This window comes from Psychromonas sp. SA13A, from assembly GCF_011378715.1.
In the GTDB taxonomy this organism is placed as follows: domain Bacteria; phylum Pseudomonadota; class Gammaproteobacteria; order Enterobacterales; family Psychromonadaceae; genus Psychromonas.
Window position 1 is genome coordinate 78355 of sequence record NZ_WTKU01000013.1, and the last position, 25890, is coordinate 104244.

Below are 25890 nucleotides of genomic sequence, written 5' to 3' on the forward strand. Positions count from 1 at the left end.
GGTGAGTTTGAGTGAAAAAAAGCAAGCTGTTTACATTTGAAGGCCAAGATTTGGAACGCAGTTTTAAGATTGATCCATTCACTGATAAGAAAATTTATTCATTTACTTTAGGGGGAAATGAGTGCATCTCAAAAAATTTAGATGACAAAATTGCTGAATCTTTGGGTAGGTATGCATTAATAGATAAAGATTTAGACTATATAATTCGATCTGTAAATCTAGCCATTGCAATGACAAGTGACAATCTTGATGTCGTTAGTAATTTACGTTCGTATCAATATATTCAGAATTCAGATGAGTTAAAGACTATACCGCATTCTCTTTTTTCTTCGGCAGTGGTAGCTTACGGTAAATGCTTCGCCTCAGCAGAAGGAAGAGGAATAAAATTAGACAAAGTATCGGTATTTGAAAATGCAAACCGTAGCCTTCTTGATACTCATTCAAATATCATTGACACTAGAAATAATTATATTGCACATGCAGGCAATACATTCATGGAAAATCATACTGTTCAAGTTGTATATCACCCTGATAAAGAAAGAAATATTTCTCCTTTTATAAGTGTTGATACTGATTTTATTAGTCATGTATCCCAGAGCACTTTTAAAAAATATATGGTTGTTTTTGAGCATGTATCCGCTCATGTAAAGAATAAAATGAATAAGATATACGAAAAAATAAAGCAAGAAAAAAGTTATTAAACAACGAAAACATAACAAGGCAAATCACTCGGACGCATTACGGCTGTCACTGTTTTTGCTGAAAAGAAAAGATGCAAAAATAGCGGCAACCTACGCGCCAGTGTTTGCAGCGTCAAGCTAAGCTTGATGCGTCTTGCAGGGTGTAAGTCCCTGTCAGGTAAGGTTTAACCAACCACCTATATCGAGTGTTGCACCTTTGGCGGAGTCTGGGATTCGTGTATCACTTATCTGCGATTTATCGCTCCAGATGAACAAAATAGGTGAAGCGTACACAGAGAATCATATAGGCATAGGGGGTACGTGTCCCAGAAGTGCTGGTATCGCTCCGATAAATATTAGATCTGACTGGCGAGGTTTGCAACGCCATCGAAGTCCAAGCAAAGCAATCGATATGGTTAGATTGTGGCGAGTCAGCGAAGTTTTCAAGCTGTGGCATGTACGTAGAGATGCATTGAGTACTTGAGAGATCCAAAAGTATCCCACAAGGAAGGTGGTAGAAAAGCTGAGTGAAAAGCAAGGCAAACGAAGATCTTTTGGAAGTCAGATCAGCCCGTAGTAGTCTGAGCAGGGGAAAGCCTTGTACATGGCGAAGGAGCTGACAGTTATATCCGTTATTGAGCAGATACATGGTCCGGACAAAGTAGGGCTGGAGATACGATGACAACGACACTTAATAACATCACATTTAAAGCACATACTCACCCCAAGCATAGGTTTCAGAATTTATATGGATTACTAAATACTGATCTTCTATATGAAAGTTGGGGGCAACTCAATAAGAAAGCTGCACCAGGTATTGATGGTTGTACTATTGCTCAATATCAAGCCAACTTAGTTGAAAATATAAATTACTTAGGTCATCAATTGAAACAGAAATGTTATCGAGCGAAGGACATTAAGCTCATCTTTATTCCAAAATCGAACGGTAAACAACGACCACTAGGTCTGCCCACTGTTAACGATAAACTGGTTCAGCAAAGTGTCTGTCAGATCCTGCAAAGTATCTAGGAACAATACTTTTTGCGCAACAGTTACGGTTATCGACCGAATAAAAGTGCACATCAAGCAATTCATAGTTTAACACTTAATTTGCAATTCAAAGGTTATGGTTACATTGTAGAAGCAGATATTAAAGGCTTCTTTGACAACCTAGATCATGATTGCCTGATGGAGATGCTTAACCAATCAATTGATGATGAAGCGATACTTAGCTTAATAAGCCAATGGTTAAAAGCACGGATAAAATCCCCCTATGGTGTTTTTACTAAGCCAACGAGTGGTAGTCCGCAAGGCGGTATAATTAGTCCCGTTTTGGCAAATATTTATCTGCACTACACTTTAGACTTATGGTTTTAAAAGAAAGTAAAACCTGCGATGGAAGGGCGATGTATGATGATTCGTTATGCGGATGATTTTGTATGTGCCTTTCAGTTTTCAAAGGATGCAGAACGCTTTTATCGGGTATTACCGAAACGATTAAAGAAATTCAATTTAGACGTCGCGGAAGATAAAACATCATTGATGCGGTTCAGTCGCTTCCATGTAGGGCGAAAGCGTCATTTTGCATTTTTAGGTTTTTAATTTTATTGGGGAACGAATGCCAATGGTAAAGCGAGACTGAGACAGAGAGCTGCTGTTAAGAAACAGAAAGCGACATTAAGTGAATATTATCATTGGATAAAGGGCAAATACTCACTTAAATTGAGAGAGTGGTTACCACAATTAAAACGAAAACTGCTAGGATTTAGAAATTACTTCGGGCTTCCTGACAGCAGCCGTAGTCTGTCCCACTTGTATAATTATGTGTTACATAATCTGTACAAATGGTTAAATAGGCTAAGCGGTCGGAAAAGCTATAATTGGAATGATTTCAAGAAAATGTTAAGTTATTTTAAAGTTGAAGTACCAAAGGTGAGCAAACGAAACTTACTTGTCGATTGGTGCTAGAGTTGAGTTTTACACGAGTGAAGAGTTAACTGAAGAGCCGGATGTGGTAATTCCGCACGTCCGAATCTGTGTGGTGTCGGCCTAGTAATAGGTCGTTCTACCACGATAGGTTGTAGAATAACTCGTTTTTTACAAATTAGAGTAAATTTTTAGCTTTTAACACATTGTTTTAATTTATTATTAAATTTTAAAAATAGCTATTTTTCCTAAAATGGAGAAATTCTACAGCCTCATTATGCTAGTAAGGGGGATCAATATGCTAGAAATAATCAAAAAGCATCCAATTGTTGTTTTTACTGCAACAGTCATAAGCGTAATCGCTGCATTGAATACTGTTTTTGATTTCCCAGAGAAAGCGTGCAGATACGCTCCTGACTACTTAGAACCCAAAATAGTCGAAACAAAAATCGATGCGGTATGGGTAGGAATCACAAAAAAGGAAATACGGAAAAGTTTTGGAAGACCTCCTCATATCGATTCAACTAGTAGAAAAGAAGCTTGGTTTTACAAAACAGAAAATGCGTATCTTGTAGTGGCTTTTTCTACTCAAGGAGTGGTTAAAGAATTTGTTATCGCAGTACCAAATGAAACACTGAAAAGCTTCTATGGCTACAAACTCAAGCACCCTGATACTTATGGAAAATTTAATCTGGGAATCAGTAGTATGGAGTTAGTAAGCAATGATTCATTGATTGCAGGAATTGGAGCACAATCAGGTTCAGTATCAGGAGAAATCGACCCACCTTTTATTTTAAGAAAAGTAGGTAGAAACGAAACAATTAAACTAAGAGCGTTCGATACCACATTATTTAATCGAACTATGTTTGGTGCGCCAAATCTAACTATGAAAATTTCAAATGCTTTCAATTGTTTCGGAGAAGAATGCGATATAGCATCTAAAGAAAGTGCAATTAATTCTCTAAAAAGATCCATACCCGGTTGGCTAAAGGTATCTGATGAAGATAATGAAATTTTAAATGACTATGATCTCATAAATACATTCTCACTTATGGCTGAGAAAAAATATAATTACGGAACTTGGAACACTGAATTTTGCTTGAATTTCTAAATATGCATAACAAGATCAAGCAATCAGTCGTATAAACAGTTGGCGTTGTTACAAGCGTTATATTCTAGGAGGTACTTTTCATCATTGCTTGCGAAAGGAAATTGGGCGCATAAACAAACTTAAGAAAAAATTTAAGTACTTTTATCCTAAATGTGGTGAAACTTCTATTGGTTCTCATTCACAGCAAAGAGGAAGTGTCGAAATCTGCTACACCTCAATACAATACGCATTAAGGCAGCATCCGTGAAATAATTATTATTTCTCAAATTAATTTTTATATAATATTTTTTAACCTGTTACAGCTTTATTATTTCATAACAATGAAAAATCTAAGTGATACCTTGACCAGTCAGTCATTCTAATACGAATGGATGCATATACGATAAGTTCTATTATCATTTTAGTAATGTTGATCTTTAACTTATCGTAATGCTAATACGGTGAGGCTTATGTGATAGGAATGAGCTCTACTTATTACCTAACTGCCGTTATGCTTAGAGCTTCTTATTCTTGTTTAACTTATCGTAATGCACAAACATAAAGAGTTATAACTGGATTAGGGGTCAAGTAAAGCTGAACGTTGATTATGCTTTTTATATGCATTGCTCAGACCAGACTACTTTTCCTATTATTACTAAATCTTCGTCCTTTAAATCCTCTTTTGTTAATATCCAAGGCTTATAACTACTATTATCACTGATTACATTAAAGTCAGATTTAATTAATTGTAATCGTTTTATCATTACCTGTGCATTAAGTTGAAATATATAAATTCCATCATCAATGAAATTTTGAGTTCTACGGATCATTATTATAGAGTCATTTTTTAAGGTTGGGTACATGCTGTCGTTTGTTACTGACATTAAAAATAGATATTTGGGAGCAACTTGTATTTTTTTGTATAAAAGATTCTGTAAAGCAAATATCAACTGTAGCATTCTGTTCTAGAGTTAAACTTTCCCCTGCTACTATTTTATAAAAATCAAGTTCGATATATCGAACGTTCTCTTTTTGATCCACTTCAATTGAAAGTGATATATTTTCAGTATTTTTGGAGTTTGTATGTTTTTTGTTTATCTCTGAATTTTTATCTATAATTGAGAGAAACGAGTAAGGATTAAGCTTGTCATCTTTAATGTTTTTATTCTCTTTCCCTAATAATTGGCTTTGAACCTCTGTCTCAAAGTTACTAATATGATATTCGAGTGAGCGCCCACCACCTTTAGCTTTTCTACTTATCCAATCTTTTGTTAAACATAATAATCGAATAGGTAACTTATGGATACACACTTTGCTCTACTGGCTCGTTTTCAAAGTCCAGTCGTTGAACTCAAACAAAGATCCGAGGTCAAGTCTTTCATTTTGCATTTTTAGTAATTAGCATCTGCTCTAGCTCGGTATGGGGCGTTAGCCACTTAATAATCGGATATGATTTTTTAGCTTTATTCGTGAGGAAGATTAACTTATTAATACTCCTATTTTTCAAAGCTTGGTATCTGATATAATTAATTTTCTTATGCCTTCATTTAGTTATTGATTGAAATTTTTTGTTGGCTAGTTTATTCGTTTTATTACATTGGTACCTTATGCAAAACCTCCCCACAAACCGCTTTTCCATTGCGCCCATGCTTGATTGGACTGATCAATATTGTCGTTATTTCCATCGTTTAATGAGTAAAAATACATTGTTATACAGCGAGATGGTCACGACAGGTGCTATTTTGTATGGGAAAGGGGATTACTTACAAAAAGATGCTGCTGAACATCCAGTAAGTTTGCAGTTAGGTGGTTCAGCGCCATTAGATTTAGCACAAGCTGCCAAAGCGGGTGCTGACCGTGGATTCGATGAAATAAACTTGAATGTAGGCTGTCCCTCTGACCGAGTACAAAATGGTCGTTTTGGTGCGTGTTTAATGGCCGAAGGTGCATTAGTTGGTGATGCAGTAAAAGCGATGAAGGATGCCAGTGGTTTGCCTGTGACGGTTAAAACACGGATTGGTATTGATGAGTTAGATTCCTATGAATTTTTATGTGACTTTGTAGAAAAAGTAAAAGCACAAGGTTGTGATACTTTTATTATTCATGCCCGTAAAGCTTGGTTAAGTGGTTTAAGCCCAAAGCAAAATCGTGATGTACCACCTTTAGATTATGAACGAGTGTATCAATTAAAGCGTGATTTTCCTGAATTAACGATTGCTATTAATGGTGGTATTAAAACGTTATCTGATTGTGAAACTCATTTGCAGCATTTAGATGGTGTGATGTTAGGAAGAGAGGTTTATGCTAATCCGTATATCTTAAGTGCGGTTGATCAGCAGTTATTTGGATGTGACAAAGTACCATTAACTCGTTTTGAAGTTTTAGAAAAAATGTACCCTTATATTGAATCTCAGTTAAGCCAAGGTGTACACTTGAACCGTGTCGCTCGCCATATGTTAGGCTTGTTTCAAGGTTTACCGGGTGCACGAGCATGGCGTCGTCATTTAAGTGAAAATGGTCATATACCGGGTTCTGGTATTGAGGTCATGCAAAAAGCAGCATCATTTGTGATTGAAGATTAAGATCTACTTGTTAGCGAAGGTGAGGTAATAGGATGAAAAAATTATATTTACTGTTTGCTATGATTGGTATTCAGTTGGCTCTCTATGGTTGTAGCTCACTAACGACAACCGATGCAACAGCGCAAACAACAAGTAACACACAGCGTTTGATGATTGTTAGCAGTGGTAATCCCCCTGACGTATTGCCCGCATTTACTACTTATACTTGGAGCGACCAATATAATCAGGTGTTGTCAGGTGTTGCGGGACAAAATCAGCAGCAGCTGAAAGGTTATATTCGCAACCAAATCACCACTTATTTGAGTAGTAAAGGGTATCAATATCGTGCTGATCCTAAGCAAGCTGATATAGTTGTTGGGTTTTTATTTGCGCTAGAAGATGATATTGCGGACCAAACCATTCAGCAACGCTTTGGACTGCTACCAGGTTTAACACGTAGTAATGTTAATGATCCTCGTTATGAAAAAGGGTCTCTATTACTAGCTGCATTAGATAACCAAGAAAAAACCGTTTATTGGCGCTCTGCTGTGCAAGGTTTTGTCGATTTAGAACAAGATCGAATGGAATCCGGCTCGGTACGCATGCAATATATTCTGAGTATGATGCTAGGTGGTTTCCCACAAGCGGGTAAATAGGCGGAAAAGTAATAAGGAAAGGTAGTACATAATGTATTGCTGAAATTACACTTAGCAAATGTGTCTCGGTTGCCATTCAATGTGCAAATGATGAATGGCAACGGATAACGGATACAGTCCAGTAATCTATTTAATGCTGCTTACTGTTAACCAATTACTATTAACCAATTACTGTTAACAAAGGGACTTGCTCGCAATATGATTATTGATTGTGTAGCCGCTGTCTGAGAAAAAGGCCTGAGTTGCTAGGTACTGATCTTCCAATACTTCTTTTAAGTTATATTTAATTTGTGTAATACCTTCCGCTGTAATTGTTTTTTCAATTTGCTTTAATAAATTCTTACCAACGCCACGTCGACGAGTTAGATCTCTAATAGATAATTGTGAAAATATAGCCGTTGTACCTTGGGTTTTTAAATTTACAGCACCTATATGACGTTCATTAAACATTGTTACGTATAACTTGGTATCCGCTTGTACTAGTTGCTCTTCAATGGCTTGTTCGGTTAATGCTGCTGGTGGAAGGTGGCCTGCATAGATTTTCTGTAAATCTATTAATAATTGATTTGATAGGGTGTCGGCAATGAAAACGGATAGGCGCATACAGGTCTCACTATTAGGTTGTTGGTTATGTTATTAGTTATGTTATTCATTATGTAGTGGAAAGTTAACGCTACTGGTGTCTGAATAAACTTGATTTTGTTGATAATATTGTACTTTTTTAAGCAATAAGATCACACGTTCTTTTAATGGAATTAATTGTCTTAAGGAGACTAATTGGTAATCTTGCTCAGATAAAGCTAAGCGTTGTGATAAATATTGTAAGGTTTCAGGGTAAGGGTGCGCTATAAGAATGGTATAAGCTGAGTGCATACTATGTTCGATTGCTGTCTTAAATTGCTTTTCCATGGCCGCTTGTGTTCGTACGTTGTCTAGGAATATGTGACGTCTTAAAGCTGGTAGCCCGGCGGTCAATGCTGCGGTCTGTGCAACGCTCTTAGCACTAGTAAAGCTATCAACAAAAAACAAACCCTGTTGAAATAACAATTCCATAGTCCACTGCATTGCTGTTAGATTCTCGGTGAGTTGACTACCCATATGATTATTAGCACCAACGGCATAGGGGACGACCTTTAAGGAATCGATTAATTGTTTTTGGTGAGTCTGCTTGTCCATCTCTTCGGTCAACGCACCTTTGCCTAATAAATGGTTATGGCTGTGTGCCTGCATCGGAATGTGTAATAGTACTTCACGATGTTGCTGGTGGGCAGCTCGAGCAAGGCTTTTAGCGTAAGGTGTGAATGGAAGAATAGAAAAAATTATATTTTTAGGTAACTTTAAAAATGCTTGGTTATTCTTATTATTACCAATGTCATCAATGATAATAACGAGCTTACCGATTGCTAAGGCATTGGTTGCGTTGCTAAAGAGCCAAGTATAAAGTAATAATCTACCTGTTTTATTTAGAAAGGTGAGTAGCATATTACTTACTTCTTGTTAACCAGCGTAATGGATCTTCTGCTTTACCTTTGTGGCTTAATTCAAAATATAAGCTGTTTCTATCTTGTCCACCACTGTGTCCTGCTAGCGCGATTGCATCACCTTGAAAGACCACATCCCCTGCTTTTTGCAACAATGTTTCATTGTATCCGTATAGGGTAATATAGTTATCACTATGGTCGAGCGCGATCACCATGCCGTAGCCTTTAAAATATCCTGCAAATAGAACCCGTCCTGTAGCCACGGCTCTTACTTTTTCGCCCTCATTTGCGGCGATAGCAATGCCTTTCCAAGTAACTTGGCTGCTACGAGCGCTTCCAAATCGGTGTAATACTTTACCTTGAATAGGCCAAGGTAATTTACCTTTGAGACCTGCAAGCTTAGAGTTGTTTTTTGCTTTGTTTCTCGCTGCAGCTTCTGCTTGTGCTATTTTTTCTCGTTCCTGTGCAGCTTGTGCCTGCGCCTTTGCTCTATTCTTACGTTCCTGTGCTGCTTTGGCTTTAGCTGCTGCGAGCTGTCTTTTTTTACGGTCTTCGGCTGCTTTTTTAATGCGTGCTCGTAAAGCTTTTTCAGAGTTTGCTAATTCCGCTATTTTTGCATTTTGATAGTTAATATCTTGTTTTAATTCACGTAGTGCTTGATCACGTTTTAATCGCTGATTATTTACCGTTGCTTGAGTTTGTTTCTGTTCTTGATACAGACTCTCTAGGGAAGTTAGTGCAGCAGCTTGTTGGCTGGCGTTTTTGTCGAGTTTTTGTTGCGTTGAGTGTAAGGCTTCAATACTTTCTAAGCGGGCTTCATTTAAATAATAGTAATAGCTTTTGGCGCGAATGACTTTGCTCAGATCCTCTTGATTTAGCATTAATTTAATGAGGTCATTTTGCCCAGTCATATAAGCACTAATGAGTTGCTGTTCTAATAATGTTTGTTGCTTTTTTTTGTCGTCTTCTAGTTGCTTCGTTTCTTGCTGCAAAGTGATTAATGCATTGCGTTTGTCATCAATCATTTTTTTGGTTTGATTAACCTGTAAAGATGCCTTGGCAATTGCTTGGTCACTTGCTGAAAGTTGCTCTTCAAGCTGCTGTTGTTGTTTTTGTTGTTCTGATTTTGTTTGTTTGCTTTGCTTGATCTGACGTTGTAAATTATTAAGGTCTGCTGCTGAAATTTGATGGCTAAAAAGAATAGCAACGAGAAAAGGAATGCACAGTAATTGTTTTAAAGGCCCTCGTTGATTGGAATAAAATAGATTTAGCATCACTGTTGGTATCGACCTTATAAACGGATTAGTATTATTGATAAATCTCTCAATCAGATAATACCTACAATTCTTTTGTATGTTGAGTAAAAAAACAATTACTGAAGGTTTACATGGTATTTTATTCGATTAAATAAGAATTTATGCGAATTAAGTGGATATTGCTTGGACGATATAACTGATTTTTAGGAAGAAATCAGGTGCGTCAGAAGAGTCTAACGCACCAAAGTATAAACTTACTTAACAGTAATTAAAGGTTTACCTGTCATTTCATTTGGTATTTCCATGTTCATCAATGACAACATAGTTGGTGCTATATCACACAGACGACCGCCTTCAGCGATAGTTGCTTCACGACCCACATAGATAAACGGTACCGGTAAATTAGTATGTGCGGTATGAATACCACCTGTATCTGGGTCAATCATTTGCTCTGCATTACCATGATCAGCGGTAATTAAACATTCGCCGCCCACTTCTTTTAATGCGCCTACAATCTGACCAATACAAGCATCGACTGCTTCACAGGCTTTGACTGCCGCGTCATAAACACCCGTGTGTCCAACCATATCACCGTTCGGGTAGTTACAGATGATCACATCGTATTCGCTGCTTTTGATTGCGCCTACTAATTTTTCAGTTAATTCAGCAGAGCTCATTTCTGGTTGCATATCGTAGGTAGCAACCGCTGGAGAGCTAATCAATGTGCGATGTTCGCCTGGGAACTCATCTTCAACACCACCGTTAAAGAAGAAAGTCACATGTGCGTACTTTTCAGTTTCTGAAATACGTAATTGTGTTTTATCTTTTTTCGCTAACCATTCACCTAATGTATTCGTTAGCTCTTCACTTGGGTAAGCTGCTGGTGCTTTAATATCTGCTGCGAACTCTGTCAGCGTCACAAAGTGAACGTCTGGTGTTACTGCACGTTCAAAACCAGTGAAATTTGGATCAGTGAAAGTATAGGTTATCTCACGTGCACGGTCGGCGCGGAAGTTTAAGAATAAAACTGCATCACCGTCAGAAATAGGTGCAGCTTCACCAATCACAGTTGCTTTTACAAACTCATCATTTTCATCACGAGCATAAGCATTTTCAAGGCCTACTAATGCGCTGTCGGCTGTGTATTCTGATTTTGCTTCAGTAAGCAGGCTATAAGCTTGCTCTACACGATCCCAACGATTGTCGCGGTCCATTGCAAAATAACGTCCCACTAAAGAAACAGTACGACCAACGCCAACTTCTTTATATTTATCTTCAAATTTCGCTAATGTACCTGCTGCACTGCGGGGCGGAGTATCACGACCATCTAAGAAAGCATGAACGTAAACTTTTTTTGCACCACGTCTTGCTGCTAGTTCAATGGCTGCAATAATATGGTCTTCGTGAGAGTGAACGCCACCTGGTGAAGCAAGACCCATAATATGAACAGCTTTATCTGCTGCAACTGCTTTATCAACTGCGGCAACAAAATTTGCATTTTCATAGAAATCGCCATCGGCAATAGATTTAGTCACTTTGGTTAGGTTTTGGTAAACAGTACGTCCTGCACCAATATTAGTATGACCTACTTCTGAGTTACCCATTTGTCCATCTGGTAAACCTACATCCATACCCGATGCCGAAATAAGCGTATTGGCATAGTCTTTACATAATTGGTCTAGAACAGGTGTGTTAGCATTTGACACTGCATTATCTGGCATATCTGGGCGGTAGCCCCAACCGTCTAAAATCAATAGTACTAATGGTTTCTTAGGAGTTGTCATATCAAACCTCTTTAATGATTAAATTATCTACAAGGGATTTTACAACATTTGTGTAGCTTGTCACTGAAAAAGCCTAGTGTTAGATCAAAGCAAGTTGAAAAAAGCATAAAAAAGCTATTTTCATTTATTAATCTAAATCTCAAGGCTGATATTCTGTTTTCCACAGGGTATACTCATGCTGAAATTTATCCTTACAGAAGAAGAAACAAGTTATGCAAGAGTATATTGATTTTATTACCAACAATCCGATGTTAGCTGCTGCATGGGTAGCGATTGCCGCAATGTTAATCTACAGTGTTGTAAAAGATAAACTAAGCAAGATAAACAATATCAATCCACAGCAAGCAACGCAATTAATCAACAAGCAAGATGCGATAGTAGTTGATATTCGAACTGCTGATGAGTTTAAAAAAGGCCATATCGTTAACGCAAAAAATATAACTCCGTCACAGATTCAAGAAGGAAAGTTCGCAGCTATTGAAAATAATAAGCAGACCCCCATTATAGTTGTGTGTGCATCAGGTACTCGCTCTGCAGCTGCTGGTGAGAAACTAGCAAAAGCTGGTTTTGAGCAAGTAAATAACCTATTTTCAGGTATGAGCGGCTGGACCTCTGCAAATTTACCAACAACTAAGAAGTAATTATGGCTACTATCACTATCTACACCACTCCATATTGCCCATATTGTGTTCGTGCAAAACAATTGTTGGACAATAAAGAAGTAACCTATCAAGAAATTGATGTGTCTGACCGTTCTCTTCGTCCGAATATGACAAAATTGACTGGTGGAACAACGGTTCCACAAATTGTTATAGACGGTAAGGCAATAGGCGGTTGTGACGAGTTGTATGCATTAGAACGCGCACACCAACTTGATGAATTGTTAAGTTAATACGAATAAATAATTTTTAAGGATTAAGGAAAGATCATGCCAGAACAACAAGAACAACAAGTAGAATTCAACATCCAACGTGTTTATGTAAAAGATATCTCTTTTGAATGCCCAAATTCACCTGACATTTTTAAAAAAGAATGGGCTCCAGAAGTTAAAATGGACATTGATACACAATCTAATAAATTAGAAGAAGGTGTATACGAAGTAACTTTATCACTGACAGCAACTGCGACAGTGGAAGGTGAAGTAGCTTTCTTATGTGAAGTACAACAAGCAGGTATTTTCTCTGTTTCACAGCTTGAAGGCCCTCAATTAGCACATTGCTTAAATGCATTTTGTCCAAATATCCTATTCCCATATGCACGTGAAGCGGTATCAAGCTTAGTGACTCGTGGTACTTTCCCACAGTTAAACCTAGCTCCAGTGAACTTTGATGCTCTATTTCAACAAGCAATGGCAAATCAGCAAGCTGAAGTAGAAACATTAAATTCTTAATTAAGTTCTATAACAATCGGTATGAGTATTTGAACCAATATTACCTAAAAATAACAAGCCATAGCTAGGTCTTAATTTATATAGTTAGGTCTTAGCTTACATGGCTAGCTCTTAATTTAAATGGTTAAGCCCTAACTCAGCAATGGCTTGTTATTGTCAGTAACATGGAGCATTTATTTATTCCGGTTGACATTAAATAGGTGATGATGAATGACTGAAAAAACTGCAATTACAGTTTTAGGTGCAGGCTCTTACGGCACCGCACTTGCTGTTGCATTGGCTCGTAACGGCCACAATACATTAATTTGGGGTCATCAAGCTGACCATATTCAACGCCTCCAATCAGATCGTGAAAACAAAGCCTTCTTACCCGGTGTTACATTTCCTGAACGTCTTCAACCTGAAAGTGATCTCGCAAAATGCATCGCTGCAACGGATACTATTCTGCTTGTAGTGCCAAGCCATGTATTTGGTTTAGTATTATCTCAAGTTAAACCTTTATTACGTCCTGAACACCGCATTGCATGGGCAACTAAAGGGCTAGAAGCTGAAACTGGACGGTTATTACAGGAAGTCGCGCGGGATATCGTGGGTGAAGCTTATCCTTTGGCTGTATTGTCTGGGCCAACGTTTGCGATGGAAGTGGCAAAAGGTTTACCTACTGCGGTTGCGGTTGCTGGAACTGACCTTAGCTTTACGCAACACCTTTCAGAGCTTTTTCACAACCAAAGTAATTTTAGAGCCTACATTTCAGAAGACTTTACCGCAGTGCAATTAGGCGGTGCTGTTAAAAACGTGATTGCAATTGGCGCAGGTTTAGCCGATGGCTTAGGGTTTGGTGCAAATGCTCGTACTGCATTAATCACTCGTGGGTTAGCTGAATTAACTCGTTTAGGTGTTGCCCTAGGTGCCGCTGAGTCTTCATTTATGGGAATGGCGGGACTAGGTGATTTAGTATTAACTTGTACTGATAATCAATCCCGTAATCGACGTTTCGGTTTGGCTTTAGGCCAAGGCAAAGGCATTGATGAAGCACAGGTTGAAATTGGCCAAGTAGTTGAAGGTTACCGTAATACCGAAGAAGTTTATAATCTAGCAAAACGCGTTAATATCGAAATGCCGATTTGTGAACAAATCTATTACGTACTTTATCAAGGCAAAGCAGTAAAAGAAGCTGCGATGGATTTGTTATCACGTAGTAAGAAAGGCGAGTAGCATCTAGTCTACTTGAGATTATAAAAACCGATATACAAAAAAGGCCTCATTGAGGCCTTTTTTAATAGATGTTACAAACTAATGCAAATTAAGCATCTTGTAATATGTTCAACATACGACGTAATGGCTCAGCTGCGCCCCATAATAGTTGATCTCCAACAGTGAATGCACTGATGTACTCAGGACCCATTGCTAATTTACGGATACGACCAACAGGGATACTTAATGTACCTGTTACTTTTGCAGGAGAAAGCTCAGAAACGGTGGCTTCACGTTCATTAGGGATCACTTTAACCCACTCATTATGTGATGCTAGAATCTTTTCAATTTCAGCTACTGAAACATCTTTTTTAAGTTTCATTGTGATTGCTTGGCTATGACAACGCATCGCGCCAATACGAACACACAAGCCATCAATTGGTGTTTGATTATCACTAGTGCCTAGAATTTTGTTTGCTTCAACTTGTGCTTTCCATTCTTCTTTTGATTGACCAGAAGGCATTGGTACATCAATCCATGGAATCAAACTACCCGCTAACGGTGCACCAAACTGTTCAGTTGGTAATGCATCACTGCGAATGAATTCAGCCACTTTTTTATCTATTTCTAAAATAGCAGAAGCAGGATCTGCTAGCTCATCTGCTACTGATGCTTCAATTGCACCCATTTGGCTAATCAACTCACGCATGTTGCGTGCACCTGCACCTGAAGCTGCTTGGTAAGTATGTGGAGAAACCCATTCAATTAAGTTTGCTTCAAATAAACCACCTAATGCTAATAGCATCAGTGAAACGGTACAGTTACCGCCTACGTAGGTTTTTACGCCATCAGCTAGACCTTGTTGAATCACATCTTTGTTTACAGGGTCTAGTACGATAATGCTGTCATCTTTCATACGTAACGAAGAAGCCGCATCAATCCAGTAACCGTTCCAACCACTAGCACGTAGTGCTGGATAAACTGAATTAGTGTAATCGCCACCTTGGCAAGTAATGATGATATCCATTTCTGCTAATGCTTCGATTGAAGATGCATCTTTTAAAGTATCGGTTGGCTTACCAACTTCTGGAGATGCTAGACCAACTTGTGAGGTGGTGAAAAATACTGGCTCAATCGTTGCAAAATCATTCTCTTCACGCATTCTTTGCATAAGAACAGATCCAACCATACCGCGCCAACCAACTAAACCCACTTTTTTCATGGTCTACATTTCCTTTCATTTATAGTTTAAATAGAACCGATTAATCATTAACCGAATACAGAATCTACCATTAGAGGGCTTAATAAGGCTAGTTATTTGATGGTTTGCTTGGGAAAAAAGGGCAATCTTACCTTGATTGCTTAATTTTTATTAAACAACCAAGGTAAGTTATTGTTACTGGTCAGTGCAGGTAAGTAGAGGCATACCTGTGGTTTTTATAATCGTTGCTTATTAATCGTAAATTGTTGGAATAGGTTGACGTTTATGCTGCGTACGTAAGTAAATGGCAATCAGTTTATCTTCGATCTCTTGAGGGACGCTTTTACCTTCTAAGAAATCATCGATTTGATCGTAGGTCATGCCTAGTGCTATCTCATCTTCAAGCTGTGGTTTATCTTCTTCTAAATCAGCAGTAGGTGCTTTTTCAACTAACAAACTTGGCGCACCTAAATGTTTAGCAAGCGATCTTACTTGACGTTTGTTTAGTCCAAATAAAGGAGCTAAATCGCAGGCACCATCACCGTGCTTGGTATAAAAGCCCGTAATATTTTCAGCACTATGGTCGGTACCAACAACTAACCCACCCGTTAAACCTGCAACTTCGTATTGAGCAATCATTCGCATACGTGCTTTAACGTTGCCTTTAATAAAATCAAGGTTGGTATCATCGGAGTAATTAATAGTACTGTTTTTAATCGCATCTAACGTACTTTCATGAATACCATCCGCACCGGCTTGAATATTTACCGCGACAGTGTGTGTTGGTTGAATGAAACTTAACGCTAGCTGCGCTTCATCTTCATCTTTTTGTACTGCATAGGGCAAACGAACCGCAATAAATTGGTAGCTATTAGTGTTTTCTTGCGTGTTCAATTGCTCTACTGATAACTGACATAGTCGCCCGGCAGTACTGGAATCAACACCGCCACTGATACCCAATACAAGGGTTTTAGAATGTGCTTTTTTTAGTATGTTTTGGATAAAGCTGATACGACGTTGAATTTCACTTTCTATATTGATGTCTGCTAACACACACATCTCTTGCAGTATCTTTTGTTTCATGAGGCAGCCTATTCTTAAAAGGTTAATATTGATATTGATAGATGGCAATGCACTATAAAGTACCAAGGATGACTATGATTATGCAAAAAAGTCGCCATTTTTTATAGTTATTTGTTCTGTTGTCTTTTTCGGTTAAATTTTTAGGCGAGATAGCAATATTTTATTCGTACGGCTTTGAAAGCATTAAGCTCACTGTACTTTCCTTTATTTCACTGACTATTTATCTCATATAAGTTAAAAGCATTGAGGTATCTTAATACTTTCAATTAAAATATTTTATCGCTCTATTTTGGTGCGAAATGCTCTTTATTGGTGCGTTCTACCTTTTTTGATCTATGAAATTCAGTAGTAGGTTACATGTATTGATATTGTGTTTTTTAAAAAACTGGAATATTTGTTAAATATTGTCCGCTTTTCGATATTTTTTAATCAATTATGTTTTTATTTTTGTTGAATCACGGATCAATTTTTTTCTTATCCAAGCTCGCTTATTGGCGTATTTGTTGCTACATCTATATAACTAAAATAATGTCGTGACATTAATTGTCTTAATGAAGCGCATTATTAGTGATAAACACTTCAAATACTAAAAGGATTTTTACATGAAAAACAAACTTAGAAAACTCGTTTCAGCGACTTCTCTTCTAGCATTATCAGTTGGTATTGCTAATGCAGGGACTTTAGATGATATCAGTAAAGCTGGTGAGCTTAGAGCTTGTTTTGATGCAGGGTATATGCCATTTGAAATGAAATCTAAAAACGGAAGTTATATCGGTTTTGATGTGGATTTAGGTAAATTGATGGCTAAGCAAATGGGTGTTAAGTACGTGCCTGTCAATACTGCATGGGATGGTATTATTCCTGCGTTATTAACAGATAAGTGCCATATTATAATGGCAGGTATGACCATTAACGCACAAAGAAATATGCGTGTTAACTTTGCCGACCCGTACATTACAGTTGGTCAATCTATACTACTGAATCCAAAACTAGAAGGTAAAGTACTTAGCTACAAAGACCTCAATGCCGGTGAATACACTATTGCAGGTAAGTTGGGTACTTCTGGTGAGCAAGTAATTAAGAGAATGTTATCAAAAGCAAAATATAATGCCTTTGAAACACAGACTGATGCTGCACTTGAAGTCATTAACGGTAAAGCTGATGCAATGATTTACGACATGCCATTCATCTCGATTTATGCAAACCAATCAAAAGGTAAAACGGTCGCTATTCTAGAACCTTTTACTTATGAGCCTTTAGGTTGGGCTGTTAAGCAGGGTGATCCTGATATGTTGAATTTCCTTAATAACTTTCTAAGACAAACTAAAGGTGATGGTAATTATCAACGCATCTATGATAAATGGTTTAATAGTGATGCTTGGTTAAGCCAAGTTAAATAAGGTTTTTAAGTAAGCCCTTTAAAACCAGAGGATCTCCTCTGGTTTTTTATTTTCTGACTGTCGGTGGACTTATGAACGAAAAACCCAATAAACTGAAATGGCATGTGCTGTTTATTATTACGATTGGCCTTATCTCAGCCGGAATTTATTCCGCATCACAAACAATTAATTATAAATGGCAATGGCACCTGGTCCTTCCTTATATTATTGATACATCTCCTATCGATATTATTGCCCAAGGCGATGCAAATGCGGCAGTTAATGCTGATGGTGTGATCACCTTAACCTTTGATAACGGCGATCCTTCTCGCGTAATTTCAGGTGCTGATCAAGTGCTTATTTCTGATGGTGATCTTATTTTTGAAGGTGATCTATTAGCACGCAAGGAAGGTATTAGAAGTGGTGTTTTAATTGATGGGTTATATATGACCCTGAAAATTTCTGTTATCTCTTTATTATTCTCTATTATTATTGGTTTAATTGCCGCATTGATGAGGATCTCAGACAACCCATTTAGTAAAAATTTATCTGTTTTATATATTGAAATTATTCGTGGTACGCCGCTACTAGTGCAAATATTTATCGTTTATTTTTTCCTAGGAACAATTTTCGATCTAGATCGTTTTACTGCTGGTGTTGTTGCATTATCTGTTTTTACTGGTGCTTATGTTGCTGAAATCCTCCGTTCTGGTATTCAGTCTATCTCAGCTGGCCAAATGGAGGCTGCACGCTCACTGGGCATGACTTATACGAAGGCGATGACTTATGTGATCCTTCCACAGGCTTTTAAGCGTACGTTGCCACCAATGGCTGGACAGCTTATTAATTTGATTAAAGATTCTTCGTTAGTTTCTGTTATTTCTATTACTGATTTAACAAAAGCGGGACGAGAAGTGGTGAGTGGTAGTTTCGCTACCTTTGAGGTTTGGTTTACTGTTGCTGCATTGTATTTAGTTTTAACATCTACCTTATCTTGGGGCATACAGCGTATTGAAAAAAGGTTAGCAAATAATGACAGATAAGAAAAAGTATGAAGGTAACGATATGATCGTCACTGTTGATGTTGATAAAATTTATCCTAACGGCTGTCATGCATTAAAAAAAGTAACAACCAATATTCAACGTGGCGAAGTTGTTGTCATCATTGGGCCTTCTGGCTCTGGTAAATCCACTTATTTACGTACTTTAAATCAATTAGAAACTATCTCGAGTGGTGAAATTACGGTTGATGGCGTAAAAATGTATGATGACGATACTAATATTAATAAGTTGAGAGAAAATATCGGAATGGTATTTCAATCATTTAACTTATTTCCGCATCTTTCTGTTAAAGAAAATGTAATGTTAGCACCATTAAAAGTGGCTGGTCGTAGTAAAGATGAAGTCATTTCAGAAGCTGAAGTGTTGTTGACACGTGTAGGGCTTGCAGAAAAGATGGATATCTACCCAAGTCAACTTTCTGGTGGCCAGCAGCAACGAGTAGCTATTGCTAGAGCCTTGGCAATGAAACCGGATATGATGCTTTTTGATGAGCCAACTTCAGCACTTGATCCGGAAATGGTGGGTGAAGTGCTGGATGTAATGAAGTCCTTAGCTGCAGATGGTATGACCATGGTCGTGGTTACTCATGAAATGGGGTTTGCTAACGAAGTTGCTGATCGTGTTTTATTTATGGAAGATGGCGTTTTATTAGTTGATGATATTCCTGAAAATATTTTTGGTAAGGTAACAAATCATGTAAGATTACAAAAATTCCTGTCAAATATTCGATAAGTTTGTAACTAGCATCGCATTTTAGATAGCGATTAATTTAGGCAAGGTTGTTTAGTGCCAGTATTAAAAACTGCTTAATTTAACAACCTATTAAGTCTTTATTTCTCTGCAAACCTACGCCACCTAAGGCAACTTTCGAATCATATTAATTATAAATGTGAATTTGCAAGTTTTCAGCCCTTGACGCTGGAGCACATTTAGCTCCAGCGTCAAATTTTTTAAATAACACCAAGCTCTCTTAGGCGTTCCTTTAAGTATTGATCCGCAGTGTAATTATCCGAGAGAACAACTTCTGGTTTTGGATGAAGAAAAAGAGGTAATGAAATTCGAGACTTCGTTTTGTCTGCGCCATCAGGATTAATAACACGGTGGGTTGTTGACGGATAATATCCGCCTGATGCTTCCTGTAGCATATCGCCGATATTAACAATCAAGTTACCGAAATCAGATGGTACATCTAACCACTCACCTTCTATGCTTTTTACCTGCAGACCGGGCTCATTAGATGCAGGAAGAATAGTCAGTAAATTAATATCTTCATGGGCACCTGCTCTTATCGCACCCAGCTCTTCATCTCCTTTTAATGGAGGGTAATGGAGTATTCTCAACAATGTCTGTTGATTATCTTTAATCATATCTGGAAGCGGTTGTGTGAATAATTTTGAAACTTCAGTTGGTGAATTATCCTCTACCCAAGTCAATAACTCAGCAGCAAGGTTACCCGCTTGTTGGTAATAATTTTGAAGTTCAGTTTTTAATTGTGCAGGACATTGTCCCCAAGGATAATAATGAAAATATTCTTTAATATCTTTTTTTGTATTTCCTTTCGCCGTTTCAGAAACTTCAGCTGGGAAAAAACCGTCTTGAGTCTCAGCATTGAAATGAAAGTCCACTTTATCTTGAGAGTTAAAAAACTGCTGCCAATTGTCGTAAATAGACCTCACTATTTGTTGCTGGATAGGATGATTTTTTAATACACCAAACCCAGTATTGCGAAGGGATTCAACAAACAGTTGTTGCGCATTTTCGGCATTGTAATCTATGGCTTCAAGTTTCATATTTTTATCTTATGTTTTAAGTAGTAATTTCATATTTTAACAACACTTTAATAGGCGAATCTAGGTGCAAATAATATTCGTAAGTTTGAAGTATGCTGTAGAGCACAAAAGAAACATTAGAAAAAGCTTATTAAGCTCAATCTAGTCACCATCAAGGTTACCTTTTCTATATCTACGCATATCATCTTGGTGCTTAAGGCGGTGAAAATTACAAAAAATGAAAAATATTTAATTAAAATGATATTAATCGGATATTTTTTTATGGTTATGTTTACCAAAATCTCGAGATCAGTATTTTCTTATACGTTCTTATCAAAAAATCCGCTAAAATGAACGTTTTATCATTCTTTATTATTAAGGTCTCATTATGTCTTTAAGTGTTGTTATTCTTGCTGCTGGTAAAGGTACCCGCATGCGTTCGCTTTTACCTAAGGTATTACATAAAATTGCTGATAAGCCGATGGTGCAACATGTTATTGATACGGTAAAAGGCATTGGTTCTGAAAATATACACTTAATATATGGCCACGATGGCGACATCATGCAAAAAAATATTGCTGATGATTGTTTAAATTGGATCGAACAAACTGAGCAATTAGGTACTGGCCATGCAATGCAAATGGCGCAGCCACACTTTAAAGCGGATGAAAAAATCTTAATCGTCTATGGTGATGTTCCTCTATTATCTGCGACTACATTAGAAAAATTAGTGACAGTGCAGCCTAAAGGCGGCATTGGTTTATTAACTATTGAGCTTGATGACCCAACAGGTTATGGCCGCATTGAGCGTACAAATGGTGAAGTGATTGGCATTGTTGAGCAAAAAGATTCAAATGCGGCTCAACTAGCAATTAAAGAAGTAAACACAGGTATTTTAGTCGCAGATGCGAATGATTTAAATCGTTGGTTACCTGCTTTATCTAACGATAATGCTGCTGGCGAATATTACTTAACGGATATTATTGCAATGGCATATTCAGAAGGCGCTTCAATTCAAACAGTTCAACCTGAACATGCTTTTGAAGTAGAAGGTGTTAATAACCGTCTGCAACTTGCTAATTTAGAACGTGCTTTTCAACTTGAAAACGCTAACAAGTTATTACTTGATGGAGTGATGTTACGCGACCCAACTCGTTTTGACTTGCGTGGTGAACTAACCTGCGGGCAAGATGTTGATATTGATATCAATGTGATCATCGAAGGTAAAGTGAACTTAGGTTACGGCGTTAAGATTGGAGCTGGCTGTATCCTAAAAAATTGTGATATTGCAGATAATACGGAGATTAAAGCAAATTCTATTATCGAAGGTGCAAAAATTGGCGAAAATGCCTCAATTGGTCCTTTTGCACGACTTCGTCCAGATACTGTAATTGCAAAAGAAGTGCATATTGGTAACTTTGTTGAAGTTAAAAAATCAACCTTAGGTGAAGGTACTAAATGCGGTCATTTAAGTTATATTGGCGATAGCCAGGTTGGTAGTGGCGTTAATATTGGTGCTGGTGTGATCACTTGTAATTATGATGGTGTTAATAAACACCTGACTGTTATTGGTAACGATGTTTTTGTGGGCAGTGATTGTCAGATTGTTGCTCCTGTTACCATTGGTAATGGCGCGACGACAGGTGCGGGTACAACAGTGGTAAGTGATGTTCCTGATAACGCATTATGTATTTCACGTACTAAACAGCGCAATATTGAAGGCTGGAAGCGTCCCGTTAAAAAGAAATAAGGCTTAGCTTAAATTGGTTTAGAGCTTTAACTAGTAAGCAAACTATGAGAGGTCGTTAACTTAGGTTAGCGGCCTTTTTTATTGCCTTGAATAGGATGATTGATAAATTTCAGGTATAAAAAAGGAGGCGTTAGCCTCCTTGATAAAATACTAAACCTTAATGGTTAGCACTTTTTAAGGTTTAGTGGACGTTTACATACTTGCACATTTCTTAAGTGTGAAAGTGTTTCTTCCGGCATACCTTTTGGTAATTCAATTGTAGAGTGATCATCGTTTAAACGAATATCACCAATGAAGCGACTATTGATATTTGCTTCATTTGCAATTGCACCAACGATGTTTTTAACTTGTACACCGTGCTCACGACCAACATCTAAACGGAACATTTCAAGTTCAACATCAGTAGGGCGTCCACGACCACGAGGTTTATCTTCGCTACGTGCGCGGTCATTGCGGTCAGGGCGATCACCACGAGGACGGTCACTGCGTTCGTTACGGTCACGACGAGGACGATCACCACGATCACTACGTTCGTTACGATCATTGCTACGTGGTTCTACAAATTTTTCTTCAACAGGCTGTAATGGTTTTTCTTTTTGTGCCATGAATAATAACGCAGCAGCAAGATCTGTATCATCAATTTCAGTGTTGTTTACCATTTGCTCAAACAAAGTGCGGAAGAATGTTAGATCTTCACTTTCACATGTAGAGAATATTTGTTTTTGGAAGTTATCAATACGTGTTTGAGTTACTTCATCACGTGTTGGTAAGTCCATAATAGTAATTGGTTGACGAGTTGCACGTTCAATTGCTTGTAGTAAACGACGCTCACGCGGTGCAGCAAATAAGATTGCTTTACCAGTACGGCCAGCACGACCAGTACGACCGATACGGTGAACATAAGATTCAGTATCTGTTGGGATATCGTAGTTTACAACTAAGCTAATACGTTCTACGTCTAGACCACGTGCAGCAACATCTGTTGCTACTAAGATGTCTAAGCCACCTGATTTAAGGCGAGCGATAGTACGTTCACGTGTTTGTTGATTCATATCACCGTTTAGTGCTGCACTGCGGTAACCACGTGCTTCTAAACGTTCTGCTAATTCAACTGTTGCTGTTTTAGTACGAGCAAAGATGATAACACCATCAAAGTCTTCAGTTTCTAACATACGAGTTAAAGCGTCTAACTTATTAACACCACGTACGATCCAACATTTTTGTTCAATGTTTGAAACAGTAGATGTTTTAGCTTTAATCTTAACTTCTGTTGGGTTGTTCATGTAACGCTTAGTAATGCGTTTAATTTGATCAGGCATTGTTGCTGAGAAAAGCGCTGTTTGATGCTTTTCTGGCATTTCTTTCATGATCGTTTCAACATCATCAATGAAGCCCATGCGTAACATTTCATCAGCTTCATCAAGTACTAATGTTTTTAGGTTTGATAAGTCTAATGTTTTACGTTTCAAGTGATCCATGATACGACCAGGAGTACCAACAACTACGTGTGGACCACGAGTTAATTGCTTAAACTGTATATTGTAGCTTTGACCGCCGTAAATAGGCATAACGTGGAAGCCGCGCATATGACGAGAATAAGATTGAAATGCTTCTGCAACTTGAATCGCAAGCTCACGTGTTGGCGCTAGTACCAATACTTGAGGATGGTTTTTGCTAATATCAATGTTTGCTAATAAAGGAAGTGCAAATGCACCTGTTTTACCAGTACCTGTTTGAGCAAGACCTAATACGTCTTCACCATTTAATAGGTGTGGGATACATTGTGCTTGGATAGGAGATGGTGTTTCGTAACCCATTTCTGAAACAACTTTAACAAGCGCTTCTGGTAAGTTTAAATCTTTAAATGTTGGTCCTGTTACTTCTTCTACTGCTTGTTGGTTTTCTGACTCTGACATAGTGGCCTCATGAGTTTATAAAATTCTGCACATTACTCGAATGTACGTTAAATTCAGCCTATTCCTACATCAGCCTAACAAGTTAGAAGCTGTAAAACGTGTCCATTAATTTTCGCGAAATCAATCGCGTAGTAGGTTTACTCTGAATATTCTGCTTCGCTTTAGATGGATCCTTCTGCGAGGGAGGCGCATTCTACTGTATTTGTTTATAAAATGCCCGCTTTATTTTGACAAACCGCACGTTTTTTATAAATTAATCGCTATCAACCATGGGAAATCCGATAATTGACTTGTGGTTTCTATTTTTAGATGGTTGCTTGATTTTTATTTCATTTTATTTCATTTAATTTCCTTTTATTACTTAATGTCGTTGTTTGCAGTGATAAACTGCTGTTTTCCATATATCCCTCACAGAGATTGTCTTTCAAGGAGTCACAGTGGCATTGCACACCCATAAATTGTCGGTATTACAAGGCGTTGGTTTATTAGTTTCTGCTTTATTAGGATCTGGTGTTTTTATTATTCCTGCTATTGCAGCGCAAGTGGCGGGCAGTTGGTCATTATTAGCTTGGACGTTAATGGGAATTTTAATTGTGCCTATCGTTTTTACTTTTGCACAATTAGGTAAAATTTATCCTCATGCTGGCGGTACTGCTTATTATGTGCAGCAAGCATTTGGCGAGCGCAGTGGACGATTGGTCAGTTGGTTGTTTATTTGGGTAGTGGCATTGGGTTCACCTGTTATCGCCATGACAGCTGCCAACTTTTTACAAAATGCATTAATAGAATGGCAGTTACTTGCTACAGGCGCGGATCATCGATTGTTGATTGCTATCACTATGCTGTTGTTAGTTTTAATTATTAATCTACTAGGACTAAAAACAGCGGCTGTGATCCAATCTGCATTGAGTGCACTCATTGTCGGGACCTTGTTGTTTGCTTCCATTGATACCCAGCTAGACCCATCCTTAGCATTGCCTGTCACCGAGTTTCACTTCGATAAGATTGCTTTGGCTGCGACTTTTATTCTGTGGTGTTTTTTAGGTATTGAAGCGATTACGCATATTGCCGATGACTTTGAGCAGCCACAGCGAGACTTTCCTCTGACTATTTTCATCGGGATCACTATTACCTTAGTGGTTTACGGGTTAATTAGTATCAGCTTATTAAAGACAGGCTTTTATGGCGATCAGGAGAGGAATCTTAATTCAGTGGTGCATTTAGTTGAGTCTAGTTTAGGCCGTAAAGGTTATGTATTAGTAAATCTAGTAGGGTTTTGTACCTGCTTTATTTCAGTAAGCTTATACTTTGTTGGATTTTCTCGCTTATTACAAAGCATGGGGAATCAACAACAAATTCACCTTAACTTCACCCGCTTAAATCAACACCATGTTGCTTATTGGGGGCTCTCTTTTGCGGTTATACTTTGTTTTGTGATGCTATTAATCAGTAACTTTATTGATTTGCCGATTGATAATTTAATTGCTTATGCGAATGGATTGTTTATTTTAATTTATCTTGCCGCTGGAATCGCGGGGATTCAATTATTACCAGGTAAAGGTCGATGGATAGCGGTTATTGCAAGTGTTACTTGCTTACTACTATTTTTGAGTTTGGGTAAGGAAATGTTATTCGCACTGTTATTAATAACAATATTAGGAGGGTATTATGCGGTTATCTATCCTTCAAACAACCGCGTTAAAACAAGTTAG

At 37.8% G+C, this 25890-nt stretch carries 25 protein-coding genes and 1 pseudogene; 16 read left to right on the forward strand and 10 right to left on the reverse strand.

Going from position 1 to position 25890, the window contains the following annotated elements; translation table 11 throughout:
- Positions 1-11 precede the first annotated feature (11 nt).
- The 5 genes and pseudogenes from GQR44_RS12555 to GQR44_RS12565 all read left to right on the forward strand — a co-directional run bounded on the left by GQR44_RS12555 (position 12) and on the right by GQR44_RS12565 (position 3717).
- Positions 12-701: a hypothetical protein gene (locus GQR44_RS12555; protein WP_166372114.1), complete on the forward strand. Its 690-nt coding sequence runs from the start codon at positions 12-14 to the stop codon at positions 699-701.
- Between the two features lie 657 nt (positions 702-1358).
- Positions 1359-1709 (forward strand): reverse transcriptase, encoded by a 351-nt coding sequence (locus GQR44_RS19820; protein ID WP_240923649.1) that lies wholly within the window; start codon positions 1359-1361, stop codon positions 1707-1709.
- A gap of 12 nt (positions 1710-1721) precedes the next feature.
- Positions 1722-2282: pseudogene (locus tag GQR44_RS19825) on the forward strand (reverse transcriptase domain-containing protein).
- A gap of 96 nt (positions 2283-2378) precedes the next feature.
- On the forward strand, positions 2379-2648 hold the full coding sequence (locus tag GQR44_RS19830; RefSeq protein ID WP_346774352.1) for a group II intron maturase-specific domain-containing protein: 270 nt from the start codon (positions 2379-2381) through the stop codon (positions 2646-2648).
- 256 nt (positions 2649-2904) lie between these two features.
- On the forward strand, positions 2905-3717 hold the full coding sequence (locus GQR44_RS12565; RefSeq protein WP_166372115.1) for a hypothetical protein: 813 nt from the start codon (positions 2905-2907) through the stop codon (positions 3715-3717).
- A 593-nt stretch (positions 3718-4310) separates the two neighbouring features.
- Here the strand turns inward: GQR44_RS12565 and GQR44_RS12570 are convergent.
- Together GQR44_RS12570 and GQR44_RS12575 are read right to left on the reverse strand one after the other, a co-directional pair.
- A complete protein-coding gene (locus tag GQR44_RS12570) occupies positions 4311-4655 on the reverse strand; it encodes a S24 family peptidase (RefSeq protein ID WP_205963060.1) in 345 nt (114 codons plus the stop codon).
- Entirely contained in the window at positions 4537-5007 is a 471-nt protein-coding gene (locus GQR44_RS12575) for a hypothetical protein (RefSeq protein WP_166372117.1), read from the reverse strand. The genes GQR44_RS12570 and GQR44_RS12575 overlap by 119 nt, the downstream gene beginning before the upstream one ends.
- Positions 5008-5303: 296 nt before the next feature.
- Between GQR44_RS12575 and dusA the strand changes: the two genes are divergently transcribed.
- Positions 5304-6278 (forward strand): tRNA dihydrouridine(20/20a) synthase DusA, encoded by a 975-nt coding sequence (gene dusA / locus GQR44_RS12580; RefSeq protein WP_166372118.1) that lies wholly within the window; start codon positions 5304-5306, stop codon positions 6276-6278.
- A gap of 32 nt (positions 6279-6310) precedes the next feature.
- Positions 6311-6913, forward strand: a complete 603-nt coding sequence (locus GQR44_RS12585) for a DUF4136 domain-containing protein (RefSeq protein ID WP_166372119.1) — start codon at positions 6311-6313, stop codon at positions 6911-6913.
- 174 nt (positions 6914-7087) lie between these two features.
- Here GQR44_RS12585 and panM read toward each other — a convergent pair whose 3' ends face one another.
- The 4 genes from panM to gpmM form a co-directional block, all read right to left on the reverse strand.
- Positions 7088-7516 carry an aspartate 1-decarboxylase autocleavage activator PanM gene (gene panM / locus GQR44_RS12590; protein WP_166372120.1) on the reverse strand — a complete coding sequence of 143 codons (429 nt, stop codon included), beginning with the start codon at positions 7514-7516 and terminating at the stop codon, positions 7088-7090.
- A 42-nt stretch (positions 7517-7558) separates the two neighbouring features.
- Complete coding sequence (locus GQR44_RS12595) at positions 7559-8395, reverse strand: divergent polysaccharide deacetylase family protein (protein WP_166372121.1); 837 nt, start codon at positions 8393-8395, stop codon at positions 7559-7561.
- 1 nt (position 8396) lies between these two features.
- The gene (locus tag GQR44_RS12600) at positions 8397-9668 is read right to left on the reverse strand and encodes a peptidoglycan DD-metalloendopeptidase family protein (RefSeq protein WP_166372145.1); all 1272 of its coding nucleotides are present in this window, start codon (positions 9666-9668) and stop codon (positions 8397-8399) included.
- A 236-nt stretch (positions 9669-9904) separates the two neighbouring features.
- On the reverse strand, positions 9905-11434 hold the full coding sequence (gene gpmM, locus GQR44_RS12605; RefSeq protein ID WP_166372122.1) for a 2,3-bisphosphoglycerate-independent phosphoglycerate mutase: 1530 nt from the start codon (positions 11432-11434) through the stop codon (positions 9905-9907).
- A gap of 212 nt (positions 11435-11646) precedes the next feature.
- Between gpmM and GQR44_RS12610 the strand changes: the two genes are divergently transcribed.
- The 4 genes from GQR44_RS12610 (at position 11647) to gpsA (ending at position 14039) form a co-directional block, all read left to right on the forward strand.
- Positions 11647-12075, forward strand: coding sequence for a rhodanese-like domain-containing protein (locus tag GQR44_RS12610; protein WP_166372123.1), 429 nt, complete (start codon positions 11647-11649; stop codon positions 12073-12075).
- A gap of 2 nt (positions 12076-12077) precedes the next feature.
- The gene (grxC, locus tag GQR44_RS12615) at positions 12078-12326 is read left to right on the forward strand and encodes a glutaredoxin 3 (RefSeq protein ID WP_166372124.1); all 249 of its coding nucleotides are present in this window, start codon (positions 12078-12080) and stop codon (positions 12324-12326) included.
- A 36-nt stretch (positions 12327-12362) separates the two neighbouring features.
- Entirely contained in the window at positions 12363-12824 is a 462-nt protein-coding gene (gene secB / locus GQR44_RS12620; protein WP_166372125.1) for a protein-export chaperone SecB, read from the forward strand.
- A gap of 210 nt (positions 12825-13034) precedes the next feature.
- Positions 13035-14039 (forward strand): NAD(P)H-dependent glycerol-3-phosphate dehydrogenase, encoded by a 1005-nt coding sequence (gene gpsA / locus GQR44_RS12625; RefSeq protein WP_166372126.1) that lies wholly within the window; start codon positions 13035-13037, stop codon positions 14037-14039.
- An 88-nt stretch (positions 14040-14127) separates the two neighbouring features.
- Here gpsA and asd read toward each other — a convergent pair whose 3' ends face one another.
- Both asd and nadE read right to left on the reverse strand, forming a co-directional pair.
- A complete protein-coding gene (gene asd, locus GQR44_RS12630) occupies positions 14128-15240 on the reverse strand; it encodes an aspartate-semialdehyde dehydrogenase (RefSeq protein WP_166372127.1) in 1113 nt (370 codons plus the stop codon).
- 231 nt (positions 15241-15471) lie between these two features.
- Positions 15472-16302, reverse strand: a complete 831-nt coding sequence (nadE, locus tag GQR44_RS12635; RefSeq protein WP_166372128.1) for an ammonia-dependent NAD(+) synthetase — start codon at positions 16300-16302, stop codon at positions 15472-15474.
- A 602-nt stretch (positions 16303-16904) separates the two neighbouring features.
- Between nadE and GQR44_RS12640 the strand changes: the two genes are divergently transcribed.
- From GQR44_RS12640 to GQR44_RS12650, 3 genes are all read left to right on the forward strand, one after another.
- Positions 16905-17702: a transporter substrate-binding domain-containing protein gene (locus GQR44_RS12640; RefSeq protein ID WP_166372129.1), complete on the forward strand. Its 798-nt coding sequence runs from the start codon at positions 16905-16907 to the stop codon at positions 17700-17702.
- Between the two features lie 71 nt (positions 17703-17773).
- Complete coding sequence (locus GQR44_RS12645) at positions 17774-18724, forward strand: amino acid ABC transporter permease (protein WP_166372130.1); 951 nt, start codon at positions 17774-17776, stop codon at positions 18722-18724.
- Between the two features lie 22 nt (positions 18725-18746).
- A complete protein-coding gene (locus tag GQR44_RS12650) occupies positions 18747-19475 on the forward strand; it encodes an amino acid ABC transporter ATP-binding protein (protein WP_205963062.1) in 729 nt (242 codons plus the stop codon).
- A 218-nt stretch (positions 19476-19693) separates the two neighbouring features.
- On the opposite strand, the gene GQR44_RS12655 is transcribed toward GQR44_RS12650, so the two are convergent.
- Positions 19694-20533 (reverse strand): isopenicillin N synthase family oxygenase, encoded by an 840-nt coding sequence (locus GQR44_RS12655; RefSeq protein ID WP_166372132.1) that lies wholly within the window; start codon positions 20531-20533, stop codon positions 19694-19696.
- 367 nt (positions 20534-20900) lie between these two features.
- On the opposite strand from GQR44_RS12655, the gene glmU reads away from it, so the two are divergent.
- Positions 20901-22262, forward strand: a complete 1362-nt coding sequence (glmU, locus tag GQR44_RS12660; protein ID WP_166372133.1) for a bifunctional UDP-N-acetylglucosamine diphosphorylase/glucosamine-1-phosphate N-acetyltransferase GlmU — start codon at positions 20901-20903, stop codon at positions 22260-22262.
- Between the two features lie 164 nt (positions 22263-22426).
- Here the strand turns inward: glmU and GQR44_RS12665 are convergent, their stop codons facing one another.
- Positions 22427-24178 (reverse strand): DEAD/DEAH box helicase, encoded by a 1752-nt coding sequence (locus tag GQR44_RS12665; protein ID WP_166372134.1) that lies wholly within the window; start codon positions 24176-24178, stop codon positions 22427-22429.
- A gap of 437 nt (positions 24179-24615) precedes the next feature.
- Here GQR44_RS12665 and yjeH point away from each other — a divergent pair, with 437 nt between their 5' ends.
- Positions 24616-25890 carry an L-methionine/branched-chain amino acid transporter gene (yjeH, locus tag GQR44_RS12670; protein ID WP_166372135.1) on the forward strand — a complete coding sequence of 425 codons (1275 nt, stop codon included), beginning with the start codon at positions 24616-24618 and terminating at the stop codon, positions 25888-25890.